We start from the raw sequence: 21,555 nt of genomic DNA on the forward strand, positions 1-21,555 counted from the left end.
AATTTTATTTCCAAGTTCTGTTCTCAATAACACGCGCGTTGAGCCACAGGAACATAAATATAAATGAAATATAGTAAATTACATCTTTTGAATCAATTACTCCCCTAGCAATACTGTTAAAATGACTTCCGAGCCCAATAAACTTCATAATAGGGGCTAGAGCCATTGGAGCACCTGCCAGAACAAAGTCCGCACCGATAATAAAGAATCCAAAGCAAGCCATCACTCCAAGAATAAAAGCTATAATCTGATTTTTTGTAAGACTCGATATAAATAAACCGAGAGCCAAATAAGATCCTCCCAAGAAAAGAGCACCAAGGTATGAACCAATAATTGGACCCATGTCAGCGTTTCCAAGAGCAAAAATGGTAATAGGGAGAGTGAAGGTCATTAAAAGCGAAATAAAAAGGAAAACCAAAGCTCCAAAGAATTTTGCCAAAACCACCTGCCAGTTCGTTATTGGGAGGGTTAATAAAAACTCTATCGTTCCACTTCTTTTTTCTTCTGCCCAAAGTCTCATAGTGAGAGCCGGGGCCAAAAATAGGAATATCCAAGGTAACAATGAAAAGTAGTTTCTCATGCTCGCCTGTCCTATAATAAAAAACCATTTAAAAAAAAGCCAATTGCCCATAACGAGAAAAACTCCAATAAAAATATAGGCTATCGGAGAATTAAAGTATGACATTAACTCCTTCTTAAACAGTGAGTAAATTGTTTTTAAGTATTCTTTATTCATATATTTTTATTTTGTTAATTCTCTAAAGACGTCTTCAAGACTTGTTTTCTTTCGACTATATTCAAGGATAGGCCATCCTTGTTGAGCGACAGCAATAGACAGATATTCCCGGATATCGACTCCATTTTTAGGCTCAATTGAATATCCATAAATATTAGAACTCTCTTTATCCTTTATTTCTACTTTTTCGATATTTTCTAAACCTCTTATTCTCTTTAGGGCGGCGTCTTTGTCTGCTTTTATTTTCAAATAGATCAATTCTTTATGAGCTGATTTTTCAGTTAGTTCATCTGGCTTCCCTTCTCCGACTATTTTACCATCATTGATAATAATAATTCGGTCGCAAGTAGCTGAAACTTCACTCAAAATATGAGTTGAGAAAATGACTGTTTTTTCTTTTCCAATCTTTTTTATCAAATCTCTAATTTCAGCAATTTGATTTGGATCAAGCCCAGTAGTTGGCTCATCTAAGATTAATATATCAGGCTCATGAATGATGGCTTGAGCCAAGCCAACTCTTTGACGAAAACCCTTTGAAAGTTCATCAATTGGTTTTCGCAAAACTTTTGACAAACCACAGGCCTCTGAGGCTTTAGTGATAGCATTTTTATGCTCACTCTTTTCTATACCTCTAATTTCGGCGATAAATTTTAGGTACTCAAAAACCCTCATTTCATCATAAAGAGGGACATTTTCCGGTAAATAACCAATTTTTCTTCTTATTTCTAGTGAGTCTTCGGCAACATTTAGGCCGTCAATAATGACTTTGCCTTCACTTCCTGCCCAAAAAGAAGTGATAATTTTCATGGTAGTGGATTTTCCGGCACCATTTGGTCCCAGAAAACCTAATATTTCTCCTTGTTTTACAGAAAAACTGATATCATCCAAAATTTTGGTTGACCCAATTTTTTTGCTTAGATTTTTAACTTCAATCATGGGGTTTTTCAAAAATAAAACTACACAGAATGCAGTATATTTATTTATTATATTGTAATTATAGAGCAAAATACAGAATGCTTCAATATTGACAAAAGTCCTAGTTGATATTATAAAAAATTAGTCTTCTTGGTCCTCTCTCCATTTTTTAAGTTTCTCTGCCTCCGCATCCAGTTTAGCTTCTGTTTGTTGTGAAACTCCTTTTCCTATCCCCCATATCTCCTCGGTTTCATCATTATTTCCCACAAATTCCTCAGGAGCTTCATCTGTGACAATCGTTTCAGTAACAGAATTAGTCACACTATTATCAGGTTCACCTAAATTTTTCCATCTATCAGGAATACTTATATCAGAATATTCAGCTGATGACAATATTTCATAAACTACAGGAACTAATTCTTTGTAAAACTCCTGAAGAAGACCATCGGTACGAAAGTATTTTTCACTACCTTCAATATTTTTTGCAACAGTTGAAATAAATATTTCATTTAATTTTAATAGGTCATCATCACTATTTTTAGAACGTTCTAAATTAAGGGATGTATTAATAGCAGCTATTATTTTTTCTCTAGGTGGCAAAACTATTTTCTCAAGTCCTTGAAAAAAACTATCTTCATTAATCATTTTTTTATAATTAATATTAAATATTTAAATCTTGTAAAATTTTCCTTTGTTTTTTATCTAAATTTTTTGGAGTTAAAATAACAACTTTTACCAAATGATCCCCGCGTCCTCTTCCATTTAGTTTGTTCACTCCTCTGCCTTTCATCTTAAAAATAGTCCCTGACTGAGTTCCTTCTGGTATTTTTAGTTTAACTACACCATCAACTGTTTCTACTTCTATTTTATCACCTAAAACAGCTTGAGTAAAACTAATTTCCTTTTTAGAGACAATGTCAATTCCTTCCCTAGAAAACCTTTTATCTTCCTTAACATTAACCCTGATATAAAGATCTCCCGCAGGAGCTCCCTTTTCTCCAGCCTCGCCGTTAGCAGGCATCCTTAAAGATTCACCGTTATCTATCCCGGCTGGAATTTTTATATTAAGTTTTATATTTTCTAGTGTTATTCCATGTCCATGACACTTAGTGCATTTCTGGGAAAATTCCTTCCCCTCGCCATTACAAGCAGGGCAAGTCGTTTGCGTCTGGATTGAACCAAGGATTGTTTGCTGAACTCTCGAAACACGACCAGCACCATTACAAGTAGCGCAGGTTTCAACATCAGACCCAGGCTCCGCTCCTTCACCCTTACATTTATCACAAGTTGTTTTCTTTCTAATATTTATTTCCTTCTCCACACCAAAAACTGCTTCAGAAAAATCAATGACTACATTTGTTTCTATATCAGATCCTCTCTGTGCTCTTTTTCTTCCTCCACCACCACCGAAGCCAAATATATCACCGAAGCCACCAAACATATCACCGAGGTCATCCATATTTATATTCATTCCGTCAAACCCACCAGGACCAGGTCCTCCAGCTCCACCAGCTTGACCATTTTGAAAACCTGAACCAAATTGATCATACTGTGACTTTTTCTTAGCATCACCTAAAACCTGATAAGCTTCATTTATTTCTTTAAACTTTGCTTCATCTCCGGTTTTTTTATCTGGGTGATATTCATGAGCCTTTTTTCTAAAAGCTTTTTTTATTTCATCTTGAGAAGAACCCTTTTCAACTCCTAAAATTTTATAATAATCTTTTCCCATTATTTTATTAACATATACACAAAATTATTTTGTTATGTGTTACATGTTTTATGTTATGTGATTTCTTATCCTTTAAAGCCAATTTCTTTATCGTTTATTTTTGACTCTTCAATTTTACCAAATTTCTCTTCATATTTTGACAAATTATCACTAAGAGCTGCAACCATTCTCTTTAGATGCCCAGGACTTGAGATTATTTTTCCTGTTACTTTTCCGCTACCTCCAAATATATTTAGGAACATCATCTGAATCTCGTCTTTAGTGTGATTAACTTGCATTGCATTTGCATATTCCGCCCCTGGAATATTATCTGCTATTTTAATGTCCTGCCTTCCGCCAGGCATAGCTTTTTTTTCTTGTTTTTCTTGATTTGTCATAATGTATATAAATTAATAATTAATAAGTTGGGCGAAAGTTCTTCGCCAGGAAAAGTTTTAGTTATGTTCTGGTTCAATACCATTCACGAAATTAGTTGATTCAATAATGGTTTTTTTCTTCTCATCAGCAGAATAAGAAAATTTTAATATTTTACCAGCCTCACAAATAACTATTCAATTAACAATCGCTTTTTAACCTTGATTTTATAAATATCAAATTCGCTCTCATATTCCTCTTGATTATTAATATTAATAAATAATCTACCACCAATTCGACATTCAATAATTTTAACTTCAGTATTATACAGGACGATACCATCTTCAAGCATTAATTTTTTCGTTCTCGGATAAATAGCGATTTTTTCATAATTAGGAAATGTAAGCAAAATCACTGAACAATCGTTAATTTTCTGATAATATTCCTATTCTTCCTCTAAGGGTCGCCATTTTTCCTCCTTTTTTTTGTTTAAATAAATCCTCATTAGTTTGCTCCTCGAAAGGAGCAAACTATCAAGATATATTTATTTGGCAAAGGCCACCTTCTTTACTTTGTCTTATCTTGTTTTTCCTGTTCGTCTTCTTCTTCGGTTTTTTTAGATTCACCTTCTTCAAATTCTCCTTCCACTGGTCCTTCCTTCTCATTCTTTTCTTCCTCACCTTCCTTCGGTGCTTCAGTCCCAGCTTGATCAGGTTGTTGATACATAGCAGCTCCTATTTTTTGAGCAATTGTATTTAATTCTTCCATTTTAGCTTTAATAGCCTCTACATCATCTGAGTCTTTTACTTTCTTTAAAGCTTCTAATTTCTCTTCAAGTTCTTTTTTGTCTTCTTCTTTCATTTTATCAGCTGACTCCTGAATAAGCTTTTCGGTTTGGAAAACAACAGCATCGGCATGATTTTTAGTTTCAATCGTTTCTTTCTTTTTCTTGTCTTCATCGGCATGTAATTCTGCTTCCTTTTTCATCTTTTCTACTTCCTCTTCTGAGAGACCTGATGAAGCAGTGATAGTAATTTTCTGTTCTTTATTTGTAGCCTTATCGGTTGCTGAAACATTTAGTATACCATTTGCATCAATGTCAAATTTCACCTCCACTTGAGGAACTCCTCTTGGAGATGGCGGAAGACCATCAAGCATAAACCTACCAAGACTTTTATTGTCTGTAGCCATAGGACGTTCTCCTTGAACAACATTAATCTCTACACTTGCTTGGTTATCTGCAGCAGTTGAGAAGATTTGAGCCTTTGATGATGGAATGGTTGTATTTCTTTCAATTAGCGGAGTGGCAACACCACCAAGAGTTTCAATGCCAAGAGTTAACGGAGTAACATCCAAAAGTAAAACATCTTTAACATCACCTTGCAAGACACCTGCTTGAACTGCAGCTCCCAGGGCTACAACCTCATCAGGGTTTACACCTAAATGAGGTTCTTTCCCAAAATATTCTTTAACTTTAGCTAGCACCATTGGCATTCTTGTCATACCTCCAACCATAATTATTTCTTCAATATCAGAAGTTTTCATTCCGGCGTCTTTTAGGGCCGCCTTACATGGTTCAAGAGTTTTTTCGACTAAGTCACCAACTAATTCCTCCAACTTAGATCTAGACATTTTCAAAACCAAATGCTTAGGTCCTTCGTTGTCGGTTGTAATAAATGGCTGATTGATTTCAGTCTCCATTGTAGTTGATAGTTCAATCTTCGCTTTCTCAGCAGCTTCTTTTATTCTTTGTAGGGCTAGAGGGTCTTTAGACAAATCGATTCCTTGATCTTTTTTAAATTCATCAATAATCCATTTAATAATTCTCTGATCAAAATCTTCACCACCAAGATGAGTGTCACCATTTGTTGATTTAACTTCTACTGTATCTTCAGAAACATCCAAAATGGAGATATCAAAAGTTCCTCCACCAAGGTCATAAACTGCAATTTGCTGTCCCTTTTTCTTATCAAATCCATAGGCGAGTGCGGCTGCTGTCGGTTCATTAATAATACGCTTTACATCAAGACCGGCAATCTTACCAGCATCTTTTGTAGCCTGCCTTTGTGAATCATTAAAGTAAGCAGGAACCGTAATAACAGCTTCGGTTATTTTTTCACCAATTTTTGCTTCAGCATCTGCTTTCATTTTACCCAAAATCATAGCTGATATTTCTTGAGGAGAATGTTCCTTCCCACCCATTAATATCTTTACACCATCACCAGATTTAACAATTTTGTATGGTGCTGTTTCTAAATCTTTTTGAACTTCACCATCTTCAAACTTTCTGCCGATTAATCTTTTAATCGCATACAAAGTATTTTCTGGATTAGTTACTGCTTGTCTTTTAGCTGTTTGACCAACTAGTCTTTCATTATTTTTTGAAATTGCAATGATAGACGGAGTTGTTCTATTTCCTTCTGCATTTTCTAAGATTTTAGGCTGACCACCTTCAATAATTGCCATAGCACTATTAGTGGTTCCCAAATCGATTCCTAATATTTTTCCCATATTTTTATTTTATATCGTTAAACGATATTTTTTAATTATTTTAATTATTAACTATTTTAATTCTATGCTTTCTAAAAATGCTTTAAAATCATCGGGAGATAATTGCCCAAAATCAGAATTGATCATCGCCATACCAGAAAAGCCTTCTTTGTTTGTGTTCAATACAGCACCTAAGTTCTGACCAATCCCAACTGCAAGCTGTTCTTCTTCAAGAATAAATGACTTGCTATCAACGAGTAAAGCCTCTCCTCCAGAAAATGGGATCACCTCTATCGGATTTAATTTATATTCCACTTCTTCACCTTGGACTGAAACATAATACATATATTCGTCCTTATCTTTCTCAATCTTTATAAAATTGTCGAAATTCGCTTCGGTACTAGTAGAGACTTCTAGCCCCTTATATCCCGCACTAACTCCAGCTATATGAAAATTATCATTCTTTGAAAACTTAATAGAAAATTTTTCTCCTGATTCACCTGCTGATTTTTCATAATTTACACTCTCGAAAAGAGCCGGATAGGAAAAACTTATTCCTAATTCTTCGTTGCTATAATTTTTAACAGCCCCCTTTACAGAATCAACTGTAGTTTTTAGTTCATCATTTTCTGTTTTCAAATTATCATTTTCACTCGCTACTTTTCTCTTTTCATTTTCAAGATTTTTCAAACTTCTTTCATATCCTTCTCTGACATTTTTTGCATCTAGTTGAACTTTTGACAAACTGTCATCCTTGGCCTTGTCTTGCCAGGCATAAATTGCCCCTCCTACTATCAAGGCAGTCACTGCGATAGATAGCAGATTGGTCAAAACACTGTTTCCCTTTAACATATTTTCTTTTTTAGATTTATTAATATTATTACTCTTTTTAATAATTTTTTTTGCCTGGTCCAAGTTACTCCTCCTAACAGAAGTATCCATCTTGCTTTTCTTTGGATTTGCTCTTACTCCATCCATGCTTATTTTTTATTCTTAGTTTTTATTTTAATAGTTTTTGATTTTACTTCTGTCGTTTTTGGAATAGTTATTTTCAATACTCCATCCGTAGCTTCCGCATCCGTAGCATCTCCATTGACATGGGATGGCAATTGGATGGTTCTATAAAAATTTCCTCTTTTTATTTCTTTTTTATAATAATTTTTATCATCTACTTCACTTGTCTTTTCACTTTGGCCTCTAACTATTAAAACATCATTCTCAATTGAAATTTCGACATCCTCTGGATCAATCCCCGCCAATTGAACTTCAACAACTACGTTTTTCTCGTCTTGGTACATGTCGACAGCTGGAACAAAGCCTGATTTCTCCCCTCTCAGGGCAGGAAACAATTCTTCAAAATCTTCAAAGCCATCAAAGAACGGTGACCATTTTACTAATCTTGTCATATTTTTACATTGCTAAATTGCTCTATTGCTAAATTGCCTTTTTATAACAATTTAACAATTTAACAATTTGACCCTTACTTTTTAATATATTCATAAACCACAACTTTTGTGTGATTTATTATTTTATCTTTTAATTTATACCCTGGCTTCATAATTTTCGAGACAAAACCATCCTTTTTCTTGTCTTCTGTTTCTTCCTTCTCTAGGGCCTCCATTGTATTGTGATCAAATTTCAGTCCTTCTGCTTTTAGCTCTTCGAGACCTATATTTGATAATACATCTTCAAGTTGTTTCGTTACATGGACTACTCCTGCAAACCAAGGGTTTTCTTGTGCTTTTTCGTCAGCATGTTTAATTGCTAGTTTCAAATTATCAAAAACTGGAATCAAATCATAGACAATTTGCTCATTAGCATATTTCAAAAATTCTTGTTTTTCTTGAGCTCCTTGTTTTAGAAGGTTCTGATAATCAGCCAAGGCTCTTTTGTACATATCTTTGTATTCATCCTTTTCACCTAAAAATTTATCCAAAGCTTCTTTTGTGTATTTTCCTAAGTCGTCACGAACGAGCCATTCTGAAACTCTCAACCACTTATACTTTGTTCCTTCTTCATTTAATATTATTTTTTTAGCATTTTTAACAATTGCTCTGTTATTTAGAAAAATTAAATGTTTGTATTTTTTATCTAAATGCTTATCTACATCCAACCCTTCCAAAACCCCCAATAACTCAATTTCTTTAATATCAATATTTGTTTCTTCTTTTGTTTCCCTTTTTGTGGCTTGTTCTATTGTCTCCCCAATTTCAACTTTACCGCCTGGGCAAATATATTTATTTTTCCATTGAGGTGATTTCATTAGAAATAATTCATCTTTATCGTTAAAGATAAATGATCCAGTAACCACTAAGGGATATTTTTTTTCTTGTTTCTCCATTTTTATTTACTATTTAATTCTTCTTTTATAAAATTTGCAATTGATAGACAATATTGATAATCCATCCTAACTGGTCCCATTATTCCAAAAAGGCCCATGTTATTTTTATGCTTGTACTTAAACATAACCGTTCCACACATATCACCAAAAGGATTTTCTGAACCAAGTAAAATTACATTCTCATTCAGAGGCAAGCCTTCAAAGACTTTTTCAATAGTTTCGTCCATATGGTCAATTATCAAAGAAATATCATATATCACATCAGCCTGCCTAAACTCTGGTTGATTGAGAAGATTTGAAACGCCTGTATAATAAAGACTATTCTTATGGAAGGCCCAGAAAACTGTTTGACCTGACAATTTAGCAATTTCTTTAGCGACTTGTTTAAAATCCTTTTCGTCACCATTGCTTAAAATGTCTTTTATCACGGAGAAGTCTTTTTGTGCTAATTTTTTATCAGAAATATTTTCAAGATAAAATCGATAAGCGTCTTCTGTCGGGATACGTCCAGCAGAGGTGTGAGGCTGTACGATATGACCCTCATTTTCCAAATAAACCATGTCATTTCTGACAGTCGCAGGTGATACTTCTAGACTATATTTATCAACCAAAACCCCAGAACTAACAGGAATTCCAGTACTTATATATTCTTTAATGATTGTATTTAATATTAACTGTTTTCTTTCATTCATAAACTCACTTTGTTAACTAAAACCATTTTAGCATCCTTAGCAGTCTAGTGTCAAGAGTGCTAAAATAAAAAAAACCCTGCTCACAAATACGAGCAGGGCTAGGTCTATTTAATAACTATAACTTCGCCTGTTTCTTGATCTACCCAGATGTTTACTGATACATCTAAATTATCTCCATCGAGTTTATTATCAATTTTTTTTTCCTTCTTTTTAACCTCTTTTTTCCTGTTCAAAATATCTTTATGCTGAAAGTAGAGTGGGCAGGGTTCAAAATTTCCTGAACCAGAATATTCCTTTCCGCAAATTGAACATGAAAACTTAGGCATCATATTCCTCCTTTTTTGTTATAATGAGCCACGTATTATTCGCAAGTAAACATATCTTTAATTTTAAAAATATTATCTCATGACCTACATTTAGTCAATAGAGCTTATTCTTTTCTCTTTCATTATTGTGAACATTGAGAAATTTAGAATAGTAAAATTTATTGCGAAATTCGCCAAAAAATGCTCACTGTTTGAGCGAAGCGAGTTTGAGATTTTTGGAGTGAATCGTCGTAATGAAAATATTCTAAATTTTTTCTGAGAACGATTTTGGTACTTTTCTAAAAAGTACAGAGAAAACTTACATAATATCAAATAAATCAGGATAGTACTATTTCTGGATTCTGGATCCCTATACGTTTTAACTACAAGGTAAACAAGTCCGGAATGACAACGGATATTGAATTATTCAGCAATAACTACGTACGTACGAACGTACGTACGCGCGTACGTACGTCCTATTCCTCAATCGGTTTATACTCCTTATAATACCACTCCAAAAATTCTCGCATTATTGGAACAGACACAGCACTTCCTTCTACTCCCTCCTCCACTAAAACCACAAAAGCCAGCTCTGGATTTTCATATGGAGCAAAGCCTGTATACCAAGCATGATTATCTTTGACCGAAGACCACTGAGCTGTTCCTGTTTTTCCGGCTGATGTAACTGGAAGATTACTTAAGCTTCTAGCTGAGCCTTCTGTTACTGTTTCTCTCATTCCTTGTCTGACTACTTGAACATTATAATTATCAATGAATCCATCTCGAACAGCCTCTCCTTTCACATCAGCTAGAATAACATCGTCTCCGTCTAATATTTGTTTTATTAAATGAGGTCTATACATGGTCCCCCCATTCGCAAAAAATGAAATAAAGTTTACTACTTGCAAGGGGGTAACAAGCAAATCACCCTGCCCAATAGATAGATGATAAGTATCCCCAATATACCAAGGTTCCTCTTTAACTTCTTCTTTCCATTCCCTGGTAGGCAAAAATCCATCAGCCTCCCCAGCTAAATCAATCCCAGTTTGCGCTCCCAGTCCAAATTTTTCTTCATACTCTATAATTCTTTCAAGCCCTAGACCTTGGAAATTATTATTATCTCCTCCGCCAATATAGTAGAAGAAAGTATTAACTGACTGAGATATGGCCTTGCGAACATCTGTGATGCCATGTCCACCAGCACGCCAATCAGGAAAATACCACTGACCAATACTAACACCTCCCGTGCTCAGAAAACTGGTCTTCTCTGTTATAACCCCTTCCTGCAAAGCGGCAGCTGCCATGACTGGTTTAATAGTTGAACCTGAAGGAAATTCGCCACTAACCGCTCTATTGAACAATGGATTGTCGGGATGCTCCAAAAGAGATGAATATTCTTCTTGTGTAATACCACGTGCAAAAGCATTGTTATTATATGAAGGATAACTTACCAAAGTTAGCACCTCACCATTATTTGGATTAAGAATTACAGCCGAAGCCTTCCCAAGACTTAGTTTTTCAAGATATGAAATAATAATTTCCTCCATCTTCTTTTGCATCACAATATCTAGAGACAAAACTAAATTATGTCCATCTTCTGCTTCAGTTTTACTTATAATTTTTTTCTCATAACCCAAGGCATCGACTTCAATTTGTTTCTTACCATTTATTCCTTTTAGTTCATTCTCCCAAAAATACTCAACACCCATTTTACCTATATAATCTATCGGACTATACTCATCGCTAGAACTGTCTAATTCTTCACGGCTTATTATCCCTGTATACCCCAAGATGTGAGAGAGAGTCATGCTGTAAAGATTGTATTCTCTCTTGATTTTATTGGAAACAACAACCCCTGGCATCCTATCTGCTTCCAAATATAGTTTAATTGCTTTCTCATAATCAATTCCATCCGCAACAAAAAGGGGTCGATATGATTCAAACGATCCTATTGTTACGGAAGAATAGATATTCTCCAATTCTTCCAAAGAAATTTTATCTGTTATTTCAGAAATTCGTTTAAAAATTTCCATTCGTTCTGAGCTAACAACTTTTATTTTAATATCATCTTGTATTTTAATGTCATCCCGAGGTAAATCGATTGGTATAAAATACAAAACAAAATTGGCCTTGTTTCTAACCAAAGTGTTTCCATTCCTGTCATAAATTATTCCTCTTTTTGGTTCAATTCTCTCTTCTCTTATTCTATTACCTTCAGCCATCATATAATAATAATCACCCTTTACGACTTGTAGCCAAGCCGTTCTCCCAAAAAGGATTGAAATAAAAAATATTAAAATTACTGCCAACAAATAAATTTTATTAAAATTAAAATTTCTTCCAATGGTGTCTTTTTTCCCAACACTTGGATCGAAAGAATTTTCAGTCCACTGTCTTCTAAGAGAAGAATTTTTTAAAACGCCATCATGAAAAGAACCCTCTTTTATAGAAAATGGGTCACTGCCTATATTATTATTATTTTTATTGTAAAAACTACTTAATATTTTCATCTTAATATTTTTTGTTCACTAAAAATACTGGTCTAAAACTATTATTAAAAAGATTGGTCAAATAAAATACGATAACCATAATAATTGAGTTTAGAAACAACTGTTTTACTGCTGACAAGAAAAAGCCTTGATTGAACAAGATAGAAGGGACTCCAAGGAAAATAGAAATGACGTTACTCACAAAAGTCACGAAGAAAAAATTCAAAATAGTGGCTGAAATGATTAAAGCCAAAAAAGCATACAGAGACCTATTGGTAAAAAAATTAATAAGTAAAAAATTTACAATTAGAATTGAAAAAACAAACCCCCCTAAGTAAATTCCAAAATAATAAAAAGAAAAAATATCCATCAAGAAACCTATAGTAATCCCGTAAATTAAAGTAGTGCTCAAACTACTAATCATTAAAACATAAACCAAGAATATTAATAATATATTTGTATTAGAAAAAGAACCAGGCAGAGAAGAAATAAAAGATATCTGGAAAATAACTAGGAACAAAATTAAAAGTAAATTTAGAAATATTTTAAAATACATATTATTCTGATATTACTATACTAACTATCACGAGATCATCAAAATTAACCAAAGGTTCAATCACTGCACTCTGCCAAAGATTATTATTTTCTTTTATAACCTCGGAAACTCTTCCTATCACAAGTCCTCTGGGGATATTGTTTTCGAGGCCGGAACTAACAATGATATTTCCTTTTTCTAGAACCTCTGTCTGAGGAATCAAGTCCATTTTCATTGTTAAGCCAAGCTCTCCCTCAACAACACCAGATGTTCTATCTTCATTCTGAACAGCAGCGGCAAATTTACATTTTTTATCTACGACTAGACAGGCCCTTGAGATACTATCTCTGGCTTCAATAATTTTTCCTATTACGACCCCTTCTCCATCAAGAAGAACAAAACCTTCGCGAAGTCCGTCCCTAGCCCCCTTGTCAATAATAATTGATTTTTCTTCAGAAGAATTGTTCATCAAGTCGTTCCTGGAAACAATCTCAGCAAGTAGATACTTATAATCATTCTCCTTTCTAAAGTCAATCTGATTTTTCAAATATTCATTTTCCTCTTCAATTGTTTTTAATTTAGCATTCTCTGCTAGCAATTTTCTATTGTCTTGCTGTAATTCGGTAATAACAAAATTTTGGTCTCTTTTGTCAACCTGATCACCGTAGGCATTCCTAATTTTTGATCCACCAGAATAAAAAACCTTAGAAACGGGGTTCATAACTCTAGCAAAAAGCCCCTCTATTGGTTTAGATATACCAGTAAAATGCAAAAAAATAAGCAGTCCAATAACTGCCAGATATATAAAAGTTTTTTTTGAATTTATTGCAGACTTAGGCATATTTAGTTACATAAAAATTATAATTCATCAGAACTGGGTGTTAATACTTTTTCCAATAACTCAGGGTCACTCAAAAGAATTCCTGTTCCTCGAACAACGCAGGTTAAAGGGTCTTCGGCTACTCTAACAGGTATTTTTGTTGCCTGGGCTATTTCTTTGTCTATCCCTCGCAAAATAGCACCTCCCCCGGTTAAAACTATTCCCTTTTCATAGATATCGGAAACTAACTCTGGTGGAGTTTTTTCTAAAGTTATTTTTATGTTTTCTATTATTATATTGATTGTTTTTGAAAGTGCTTCCCTAATCTGAGTATCTGTAACAGTCACTGCTCGGGGCAAACCATTTATAAGATCACGACCACGCACCTCCATCTCAACTGCTTCCTTTAAGCCTGTGGCTGAACCTATCCTTACTTTTATATTTTCAGCCACCTGTTCACCAATTAATATATTGAATTCTTCACGAATAAACTGAATAATATTATTATCAAGCTCATTTCCGGCTAGGCGAAGTGTTTTGTAGGTAACTACACCACCAAGCGATATAACAGATATTTCGGTTGTTCCTCCACCAATATCCACTATCATTGTTGCTGTAGCATCAGCCACAGGAAGTCTTGTCCCAATGGCTGCGGCCATGGACTCTTCGATTAAATAGACCTGTCTGGCACCAGCAGATTTTGCAGCATCCTCAACTGCCTTTTTTTCTACTTCAGTAATATCAAGAGGAATGCCTATAATTACTCTTGGTCTAGGAATCAGAGTAAAACTTTCACTATGAACTTTATTAATGAAATATTTAAGCATTTTTTCTGTTACTTCAAAATCAGAAATTACTCCATCCACCAATGGTCTTATGGCCTGTATGTGTGATGGTGTTTTACCAACCATGATTCGAGCTTCTTCTCCAACTGCCAATATTTCATCAGTCCTTTTATTAACAGCCACAACTGATGGTTCGTTAATAATAATACCCTTGTCCTGAGTATAAACCAAGGTATTCTTCGTACCCAAATCAATACCTACATCTTTACTAAATTTTCCTAATAATTTATTGAACATAATTATGAAATAAGCAATTTGTCTATTAATTCTTCTTTTTCTAACATCTCTGCTTTTTCCTCATCTCTTTTTTTGAATTCAAAAACATTTTTCTTTAAGTTTTTTTCACTAATTACAACTCTATAAGTGCATCCGATTAAATCAGCTTCAGCAAATTTTGCGCCAGCACTAAAATCCCTGTCGTCATATAATACTTCAATGTCTTTGTTCATTAATTCTTCATACAATCCCTCAGCAAGTTTTTTAACATCTTTGTTGTCACTTTTCAGTTCAATTAAATGCACTCTATAGGGGCTAAGCTCGTCTGGCCAAACAATTCCTTTCTCGTCATGATGAACTTCAACCACAGTCCCCATAATTCTACTAGGACCTATGCCGTAGCAACCCATAATAACAGGTTTTTTATTTCCCTCTTCGTCCACATATTGGAAACCAAAAGGCTCAGAAAACTTCGTAGCAAGTTTAAAAATATTACCAACTTCCACTGCCTTCTCTTCTTCTAATTTTTCATTTCCACAATTGGGACAAGCATTTTGTTCTTCAATAATTTCACTATTTATTGCAACACTACAATCTTGGCAAATATAGATAGTGTCTTCCCCTGCCTCAGTTACCGTTTGGAATTCATGAGAATATTTTGAAAAAGAACCACCAGAAGCATAGGTTAAATATGTATTCTCCAACAAACCACATCTTTCAAAAATTTTAAAATATGCTTTCTGAGCATTCAAATAAAAATTATTTAAATCATCATTATCAACATGAAAAGAATAAAGATCCTTCATTAGAAATTCTCGACCTCTAATAAGACCAGCCTTCGCTCTTTTTTCATTTCTAAATTTTGTTTGAATATGATAAGGATAAACAGGTAAGTCTTTGTACGAAAAAACGTGTTTTTGAACCAATGGGGTAACTATTTCTTCATGTGTTGGAGCTAGGGCATATTCCTTTGAATCTGATGAATTTCCCAATTTAAACAACGCATCAAAACCTTCCCAACGATTTGTTTGTACCCAATTTTCTTTTGGATTTAGCGCTGGCATCAAGAGTTCTTGTCCACCAATCTTGTCCATCTCTTCTCTGACTATTTGAGATATTTTTTTTAAAACTCTAAGGCCATAAGGCAAATAAGTATAAATACCTGCTCCGAGCTTATCAATAAAACCAGCCCTAATTAGGGCCTGAGCATTAAAGCTTGTTTCATCTTTTGGTAAGTCTTTTGTTGCTTTAATAAAATTCTTCGATTGTCTCATATGTTTATTTCAAAAATAAAAGCTCATTAATCAAGCTTTTTATATTACCTATATTACCCCAAAATGGGCTCAGTTGTCAAAGTGTTGACAAAAATGTACAATAATACTGTTGTACATTTTGTTAACATTTCAACAGCCAGGAGGGTTCAATGAAATTTTTTTTAGTTGCTCATTTCTCAATATTTATTATATTTTATTTCTACATTTTCTTTGCTATAAAAATAGATAGACGAAGGAAAGATCTAAAAAATAAAAAAATTAACAAGCTTATTTTATTGTTAATTACATTTTTCTGGGAAATTATTGTTTTAATTGCTATAATATTTTACCCCCTAAAGACTGTCATTAAAATAAGGTTATATTTTAAAAACAAAGCGGCTAACTAGGCCGCTTTTTTATAAAAAAAAGACAAGCTCAGAACTTGTCTTTAATGCATGTTATATACAATAACAATTAGACCCATCATAAACAATAAAATAGCTCTTTTTGCTTTTATTTTATCTATCTCGTAAATGACATCAAAAAAATTTCTACTAAAGAATTTTCTAGAGCCTACCATTAGCGCGGACATGATTATCATAACTATACCAATAATAATTCCTACACCGGACCAGGGACTAATCATTGTTTTCTCCTTTACTAAAGAGCTGTTATATTATTTTCTAAACCTCTCCCAAACAACAAGTAAGGGACTAGCTAGAAAAATTGAAGAATAAGTACCTATACCAATACCAATAGTTAGAGCCAAAACAAAAGATCTAATAGTCTCTCCTCCAAAAATCAAAACTGAAACCAAAACCAGGAGAGTTGTCATGGAAGTATTTATTGAACGAGTGACTGTTTGATTAACACTCTTATTTACTGTATCTTCAAAGTCCGCATCACTAATTGGCAAGTTCTCACGAATTCTATCAAAAACAACAATCGTATCATTCACACTATAACCAAGCACGGTCAAAATCGCGGCCACAAAAGGGGTGTTTATTTCTACCCCAAAATATTTTCCAAGGATTGCAAAAACACCTAATGTAATTATAACATCGTGAAACAGGGCGATATTTGCCACAATACCATATTTCCATGAAGCGATTGGCTTTGAAACACGTCTAAATACCCATGCAATATAGGCTACAATTGCCAAGAGAACTAGAAGAGTAGCATAAATTGATTTCTTTTTTAATTCTTGACCAATCGAAGGTCCAACTGCCTCAAAACGCATTTCTTCAAAACTTATTTCACCTTCTATATTTTTCAGAGCTGAAATTACCTCTTGATGTTTTTCCTCACTAATTTCCTGAAACCTTAGAAGCATTCCATCAGCGCCAACTGGTTGTATCACTAAACTACTTAATTCTACTGATGATAATCTATCTTGGACTTCTGCTACAGATGGTATTGACTCATCATATCTGATTTCAAGTATTGATCCTCCTGTAAAATCAATGCCTAACTTTAAACCAAAAGATAGCAAGAGAACTAAAGAGATTACTACAAACAAACTTGAAATACTTAACCAAATTTTTCTATTTTGAATTATTTTATACATATTTTTATTTCTTATTTGTTAATTGTCTTCCTCCAAATAGCCAAGGTCTCTTTCCAAAGAATTCTGTATCAAGTATTTTTGAAAAATTCTTAGTAACAACTACGGCTGTTAACATTGACATTGTTACACCAAGACCAAGTGTTATCGCAAATCCTTTTACAACACTGGTTGAGAATTGAATCAAAATAAAACAGGTAATCAATGTTGAAACATTACCATCACGGATTGATGGCCAAGCTTTTTTGAAAGCCTCATCAAGTGCTAGGTTATATGGGTTTCCTCTCCTTAGCTCTTCTTTCAGTCTTTCAAATATCAAGACATTAGCATCAACCGCCATTCCGATAGACAATATAAATCCAGCCATTCCAGAAAGTGTTAAGGTGACTGGCCAAAGTTTGAATATTGCAAGTACCAATATACCATAAATAGTTAGGGAAAAAACAGCCAAAACACCAGATAGTCTATAATAGAGTATCATAAATATAGCCACCAAAATAAGTCCCGCCAATCCAGCCTTTAGACTTTCCATTAGAGAAATCTTACCGAGGCTTGGCCCAACTGTTTGTTGGCTTATAAGCTCAATAGGCACAGGGAGAGCACCAGCGTTTAGTCTTTGCGCTAAAAGTTTAGCGTCAACTACATTGAAGCTTCCAGAAATTACAGCTCGACCACTTGGAATTCTTTCATTAACCGTTGGAATACTTATTGGATAGGCATCAAGGAAAATAGCGACTGGCTTACCTATATTTCTCTCAGTAATATCAGCGAATAAATCAGTACCCTCTGAATCAAACTCAAGGGAGACTTCAGGACTGTTATCACTTGGATTAAAACTTACTGTCGCTCTTTCAAGATTTTTCCCAGTTAACTCAGTATTTCTCCATTCTGCTTGAGGCCCAATTATATCAAGCTCTGTTGTTTTATTTATTTTTACTACACTCACCTTATATTCAAAAGTAGTTCTTTCATCTTCCTTGTAAATCAAATGGTAACCAAATTGTGTTTCAACCACGAAAGAAATAGTTCCAACTTCTTGAGGGAAAACAGTGTCCTCAAATGGAGTAACCATCATCCCCTTTGAGAACCAGCCAAGCGTTCCTTCTCTGTCCGCCCCACCTGGCTCTGTTGTATATTCCTTAACTAATGAAACAAAATTTGAAGGAGTAGCTGTTTCTTTTATTTCTTTAATTTTTGTATAAGCCTCATCTTTCGATAGCCCGTCTTCACATCCAGCGACTTCATTGTGACAAAGTAGCAAATGAGACGCTTTCACTTCTTTTTCAACGTCGTTCTCGTCAAAAGGATTTGTTTTTTCTTTTTTGTCTTCTAATTTATAAATTTCGTAAGCAGAGGGAGCGTCTATTAATTCTTCGGTATAAGCACCCACTTCCAGGTTCTCAACCAGAGAGACTGTTCTTTGGTCATCTAGATTTGTTACATAATCTAGATTACCTCCAGCAATTTTTATATTTTCGTCAGTAGAATATTCTTTTGATATTTCAATAAAATCTGAACCGTCTTTTATTTTTGATAATGCTTCTTCTGCTTTTTCTTTCGCTACAGCGTTCTCAGCCTCTATTTGAACCTTTTCTTCTTCTGTAAGTTCCCTTATTTCTGTTTCTTCCTCTTTGAACTCAAGCAATGGAGTCTCTCCAATTTGTTGGATTGCTTCGTTTACATCAGTTATTCCAGCTAACTCAACTATAATTCTATGTTCTCCACCAGAAATATTCGTTTGTACAACTGGTTCAGAAACTCCAAAAACATTTACTCTTCGTTCAATAACATCACGAACTCCCTCAAGGGCAGCTCCAGCATCCCCGTCATCAATCAAGCTCATGTCAGCCTTATAAACCAAATGTGTTCCACCTTGTAGGTCAAGACCCAACTTAAAGGGAATGGGTTCTACACGAGGTAAACTTATTCCAAATTTTCCTTCTAAATAATCTGCTGATTTATCATAATAACTGCTACCATCTATCATGGACAATCCAAAAGTGATAATAATAATAACAATAAAAGTTCTCCAAATTTTCCCACGAACACCTGGTTTTAAGATTCTCGATATAATATTTTCTGACATAAAACAAAATACCCAATGAAAGGTATTATTTAATTAACTTATTTAAATATAATAGGCTAAATTGCTAATATTTGCAATATTGACAAATGATAATTCTAGTGTTATAGTTTTCGACTGACTATAGATAGAACCTTGAAAATCAATCATGTGAGGAGGAAAAAATGTATAATCTTTCTTTTAGGGAAAAGGCTTTAATCTGGAGTAAATATATCAACCTTTTTAGAAATGGTCATCCATCGATAGGGAAGCTCAACGATGCAGATTACGCCATAGTTCTATCTTTTGGAAGAATAACAATAAGCAACGAAGACTTTTTTTATGTAATAAAAAATCTTCCAAGATGCAAAGACAACATTTTATCTTTTGATGAATTAATTAAAACTTTCGATTTTGATTCAGGAATATCCAATATTGAGATTGCCAAAGAGTGTTATCTTATCCTTAAGAAATATAGAATAAAAATATTTGTTCAATGGGAAGTAGCCTTCGAAATGTACAGACTTCACCCTCAAAACTACAAAAATTTTGACAAGCTAATAGTTTCTATTTGGCCAGAAACCGACAAGAAAAATTTTACAACTATGGATGTTTTACAGCAAATAAAAACCAAAGTCTCGGAGGATTCTTTGAAACAGCCGATTCTAATTGCCAATAACTGGATGAGTATCCGAGCTGCCCTGCTAGTAAAAAAGCAGATAGGAACATTCCCTGTCTTAACCCCTCTCGATTGTAGCTCTTTCAACTTAGAGGCTATTCAAAAATGGGTAAACAGTTATAGCAGATGGATAGTCTACGAAACACTAACAAGGATGCATCATTTTCTATTCAAATGGATCTAACACACAAAAAGCCCCTCAAGTAAGGGGCTTTTTTCATGTCTATTCTATAATAATTTAAATCGACTACATCCTTCCACCAACCTCCTCTTCGAGTCGTTCAAGAAATTCTTTATAATATTTGTGCCTTTCCGTAGCCATTTCTTTTCCTGCTTTTGTATAAAATTTATCCAAAATATCTTTCTGTTTTATTTCATATTCAATCTGTACGCTATGAATAGTCTTATCTTGAATGTCTCCCTTTCGATGCCCCTCCATGTTCTCATTTATATATTTATCTAAATCATCAACCTTTTTAAAAATTTTTGCTCTATGCTTTCCAATCCAAGCATAAGATCTGGCTATACCAATAGCTCCGATTGAATCTAGCTTATCTGCATCAAAAAGAATCCTCGCTTCAATGCTCTCAGGAACTCTCCCTTTCCTGTACCTATGAGTTAATATACAATTTTTAACTTGCTCAATTTTTTTTGCATTATACCCAATTTGCTCAAGAACCTTCTCGGCTTTTTGAGCACCAACCACCGCATGATCGGTCTCCCCGGTTTTATCATTATTTTCCTCATCTTTTCCGATGTCGTGAAGCAAAGAGGCTATTTCTAGAACTTCTAAATCTACACGCTCCTCTTTCTCTGCAATGTTTTTGCAAAGATTATGAACTCGCATAACATGATCGATGTCATGAGCCGCACACTCCTTCATCTCATCCACTGCAATTTTTTTTATCTTATCAATCATAAAATATTAACTAAGTCTCTTCTTTTTATTTCGACTACAGCAAGGGGCTTTCTACACAAGATTTATTCTCTTATCTCAAAATAGGTTTTCTTTTTCTTTATTGCTTCTAAAACAATTTTTACAGGCTCAAACAAAGGTTCAGGTAGATCATCGAGAGAATACCAACCTATGCTTTCTATCTTATCTGGTTCACATATTTTCGGTTCTCCCGAAATTATTTCAGCAACAAAAGAAACATCCAGATAGTGCTTTCCGTGTTTTATAATATTAGCACAAGAAACAAATTTTATATTCCCAATTTCTACCCCCAACTCCTCCATTGCTTCTCTTTTTACTGCAATGGTTAAATCTTCACCATATTCTAGATGTCCGCCCACAGAACCATAGTAACCAGATGCATGAGATCCTTTTCTCTTTGCCAACAAGGTTTTATTACCATTAATTATAACGGCACCAACACCTACCTTGACTTGTTTATCTTGAGTCATAAAATTCTATTTATAGTTTTAATATACTTTCTACGCTCCACAACACTTCTTATGTTTCTTTCCTGAACCACCCCACTTCGCTAAAGCTACGAGGGGCAAGACTCAAATTATTTAAGGTTT

23 protein-coding genes are annotated in these 21,555 nt (G+C 34.1%); 1 reads left to right on the forward strand and 22 read right to left on the reverse strand.

Annotation, left to right across the window (positions count from 1 at the left end):
- Positions 1 to 4: 4 nt before the first annotated feature.
- The 20 genes from PF572_03325 to secD form a co-directional block, all read right to left on the reverse strand.
- The gene (locus PF572_03325; GenBank protein ID MDA3840096.1) at positions 5 to 736 is read right to left on the reverse strand and encodes an ABC transporter permease subunit; all 732 of its coding nucleotides are present in this window, start codon (positions 734 to 736) and stop codon (positions 5 to 7) included.
- A 6-nt stretch (positions 737 to 742) separates the two neighbouring features.
- Positions 743 to 1,672 carry an ATP-binding cassette domain-containing protein gene (locus PF572_03330; GenBank protein MDA3840097.1) on the reverse strand — a complete coding sequence of 310 codons (930 nt, stop codon included), beginning with the start codon at positions 1,670 to 1,672 and terminating at the stop codon, positions 743 to 745.
- Between the two features lie 120 nt (positions 1,673 to 1,792).
- A complete protein-coding gene (locus tag PF572_03335; protein ID MDA3840098.1) occupies positions 1,793 to 2,296 on the reverse strand; it encodes a hypothetical protein in 504 nt (167 codons plus the stop codon).
- A 16-nt stretch (positions 2,297 to 2,312) separates the two neighbouring features.
- The gene (gene dnaJ, locus PF572_03340) at positions 2,313 to 3,383 is read right to left on the reverse strand and encodes a molecular chaperone DnaJ (GenBank protein ID MDA3840099.1); all 1,071 of its coding nucleotides are present in this window, start codon (positions 3,381 to 3,383) and stop codon (positions 2,313 to 2,315) included.
- 65 nt (positions 3,384 to 3,448) lie between these two features.
- Positions 3,449 to 3,760: a DUF3467 domain-containing protein gene (locus PF572_03345; GenBank protein ID MDA3840100.1), complete on the reverse strand. Its 312-nt coding sequence runs from the start codon at positions 3,758 to 3,760 to the stop codon at positions 3,449 to 3,451.
- A gap of 170 nt (positions 3,761 to 3,930) precedes the next feature.
- Complete coding sequence (locus PF572_03350) at positions 3,931 to 4,089, reverse strand: hypothetical protein (GenBank protein MDA3840101.1); 159 nt, start codon at positions 4,087 to 4,089, stop codon at positions 3,931 to 3,933.
- 215 nt (positions 4,090 to 4,304) lie between these two features.
- On the reverse strand, positions 4,305 to 6,248 hold the full coding sequence (gene dnaK, locus PF572_03355) for a molecular chaperone DnaK (protein MDA3840102.1): 1,944 nt from the start codon (positions 6,246 to 6,248) through the stop codon (positions 4,305 to 4,307).
- A gap of 51 nt (positions 6,249 to 6,299) precedes the next feature.
- A complete protein-coding gene (locus PF572_03360; GenBank protein ID MDA3840103.1) occupies positions 6,300 to 7,205 on the reverse strand; it encodes a hypothetical protein in 906 nt (301 codons plus the stop codon).
- A gap of 2 nt (positions 7,206 to 7,207) precedes the next feature.
- Positions 7,208 to 7,633, reverse strand: coding sequence for an Hsp20/alpha crystallin family protein (locus PF572_03365; protein ID MDA3840104.1), 426 nt, complete (start codon positions 7,631 to 7,633; stop codon positions 7,208 to 7,210).
- A gap of 74 nt (positions 7,634 to 7,707) precedes the next feature.
- Entirely contained in the window at positions 7,708 to 8,568 is an 861-nt protein-coding gene (gene grpE / locus PF572_03370) for a nucleotide exchange factor GrpE (protein MDA3840105.1), read from the reverse strand.
- A gap of 2 nt (positions 8,569 to 8,570) precedes the next feature.
- Positions 8,571 to 9,260 (reverse strand): DeoR family transcriptional regulator, encoded by a 690-nt coding sequence (locus PF572_03375; protein MDA3840106.1) that lies wholly within the window; start codon positions 9,258 to 9,260, stop codon positions 8,571 to 8,573.
- A 104-nt stretch (positions 9,261 to 9,364) separates the two neighbouring features.
- Entirely contained in the window at positions 9,365 to 9,589 is a 225-nt protein-coding gene (locus tag PF572_03380; GenBank protein ID MDA3840107.1) for a hypothetical protein, read from the reverse strand.
- 452 nt (positions 9,590 to 10,041) lie between these two features.
- Entirely contained in the window at positions 10,042 to 12,075 is a 2,034-nt protein-coding gene (gene mrdA / locus PF572_03385) for a penicillin-binding protein 2 (GenBank protein MDA3840108.1), read from the reverse strand.
- Between the two features lies 1 nt (position 12,076).
- On the reverse strand, positions 12,077 to 12,610 hold the full coding sequence (locus PF572_03390; protein ID MDA3840109.1) for a hypothetical protein: 534 nt from the start codon (positions 12,608 to 12,610) through the stop codon (positions 12,077 to 12,079).
- 1 nt (position 12,611) lies between these two features.
- The gene (locus tag PF572_03395; protein MDA3840110.1) at positions 12,612 to 13,430 is read right to left on the reverse strand and encodes a rod shape-determining protein MreC; all 819 of its coding nucleotides are present in this window, start codon (positions 13,428 to 13,430) and stop codon (positions 12,612 to 12,614) included.
- A 17-nt stretch (positions 13,431 to 13,447) separates the two neighbouring features.
- Positions 13,448 to 14,491: a rod shape-determining protein gene (locus PF572_03400; protein ID MDA3840111.1), complete on the reverse strand. Its 1,044-nt coding sequence runs from the start codon at positions 14,489 to 14,491 to the stop codon at positions 13,448 to 13,450.
- A 2-nt stretch (positions 14,492 to 14,493) separates the two neighbouring features.
- Positions 14,494 to 15,744, reverse strand: coding sequence for a His/Gly/Thr/Pro-type tRNA ligase C-terminal domain-containing protein (locus tag PF572_03405; protein ID MDA3840112.1), 1,251 nt, complete (start codon positions 15,742 to 15,744; stop codon positions 14,494 to 14,496).
- Positions 15,745 to 16,171: 427 nt separating this feature from the next.
- On the reverse strand, positions 16,172 to 16,369 hold the full coding sequence (locus PF572_03410) for a hypothetical protein (GenBank protein ID MDA3840113.1): 198 nt from the start codon (positions 16,367 to 16,369) through the stop codon (positions 16,172 to 16,174).
- Between the two features lie 30 nt (positions 16,370 to 16,399).
- Positions 16,400 to 17,290 carry a protein translocase subunit SecF gene (secF, locus tag PF572_03415; protein ID MDA3840114.1) on the reverse strand — a complete coding sequence of 297 codons (891 nt, stop codon included), beginning with the start codon at positions 17,288 to 17,290 and terminating at the stop codon, positions 16,400 to 16,402.
- A gap of 4 nt (positions 17,291 to 17,294) precedes the next feature.
- Positions 17,295 to 19,373, reverse strand: coding sequence for a protein translocase subunit SecD (gene secD, locus PF572_03420; GenBank protein MDA3840115.1), 2,079 nt, complete (start codon positions 19,371 to 19,373; stop codon positions 17,295 to 17,297).
- A 161-nt stretch (positions 19,374 to 19,534) separates the two neighbouring features.
- Here secD and PF572_03425 point away from each other — a divergent pair, with 161 nt between their 5' ends.
- Positions 19,535 to 20,212, forward strand: a complete 678-nt coding sequence (locus tag PF572_03425; GenBank protein ID MDA3840116.1) for a hypothetical protein — start codon at positions 19,535 to 19,537, stop codon at positions 20,210 to 20,212.
- 63 nt (positions 20,213 to 20,275) lie between these two features.
- On the opposite strand, the gene PF572_03430 is transcribed toward PF572_03425, so the two are convergent.
- Positions 20,276 to 20,947 (reverse strand): HD domain-containing protein, encoded by a 672-nt coding sequence (locus tag PF572_03430; GenBank protein MDA3840117.1) that lies wholly within the window; start codon positions 20,945 to 20,947, stop codon positions 20,276 to 20,278.
- A gap of 62 nt (positions 20,948 to 21,009) precedes the next feature.
- Complete coding sequence (locus PF572_03435; protein ID MDA3840118.1) at positions 21,010 to 21,435, reverse strand: NUDIX domain-containing protein; 426 nt, start codon at positions 21,433 to 21,435, stop codon at positions 21,010 to 21,012.
- Between the last annotated feature and the right edge of the window lie 120 nt (positions 21,436 to 21,555).

The organism is Patescibacteria group bacterium (assembly GCA_027858235.1).
Lineage (GTDB): Bacteria > Patescibacteriota > Patescibacteriia > Patescibacteriales > BM507 > BM507.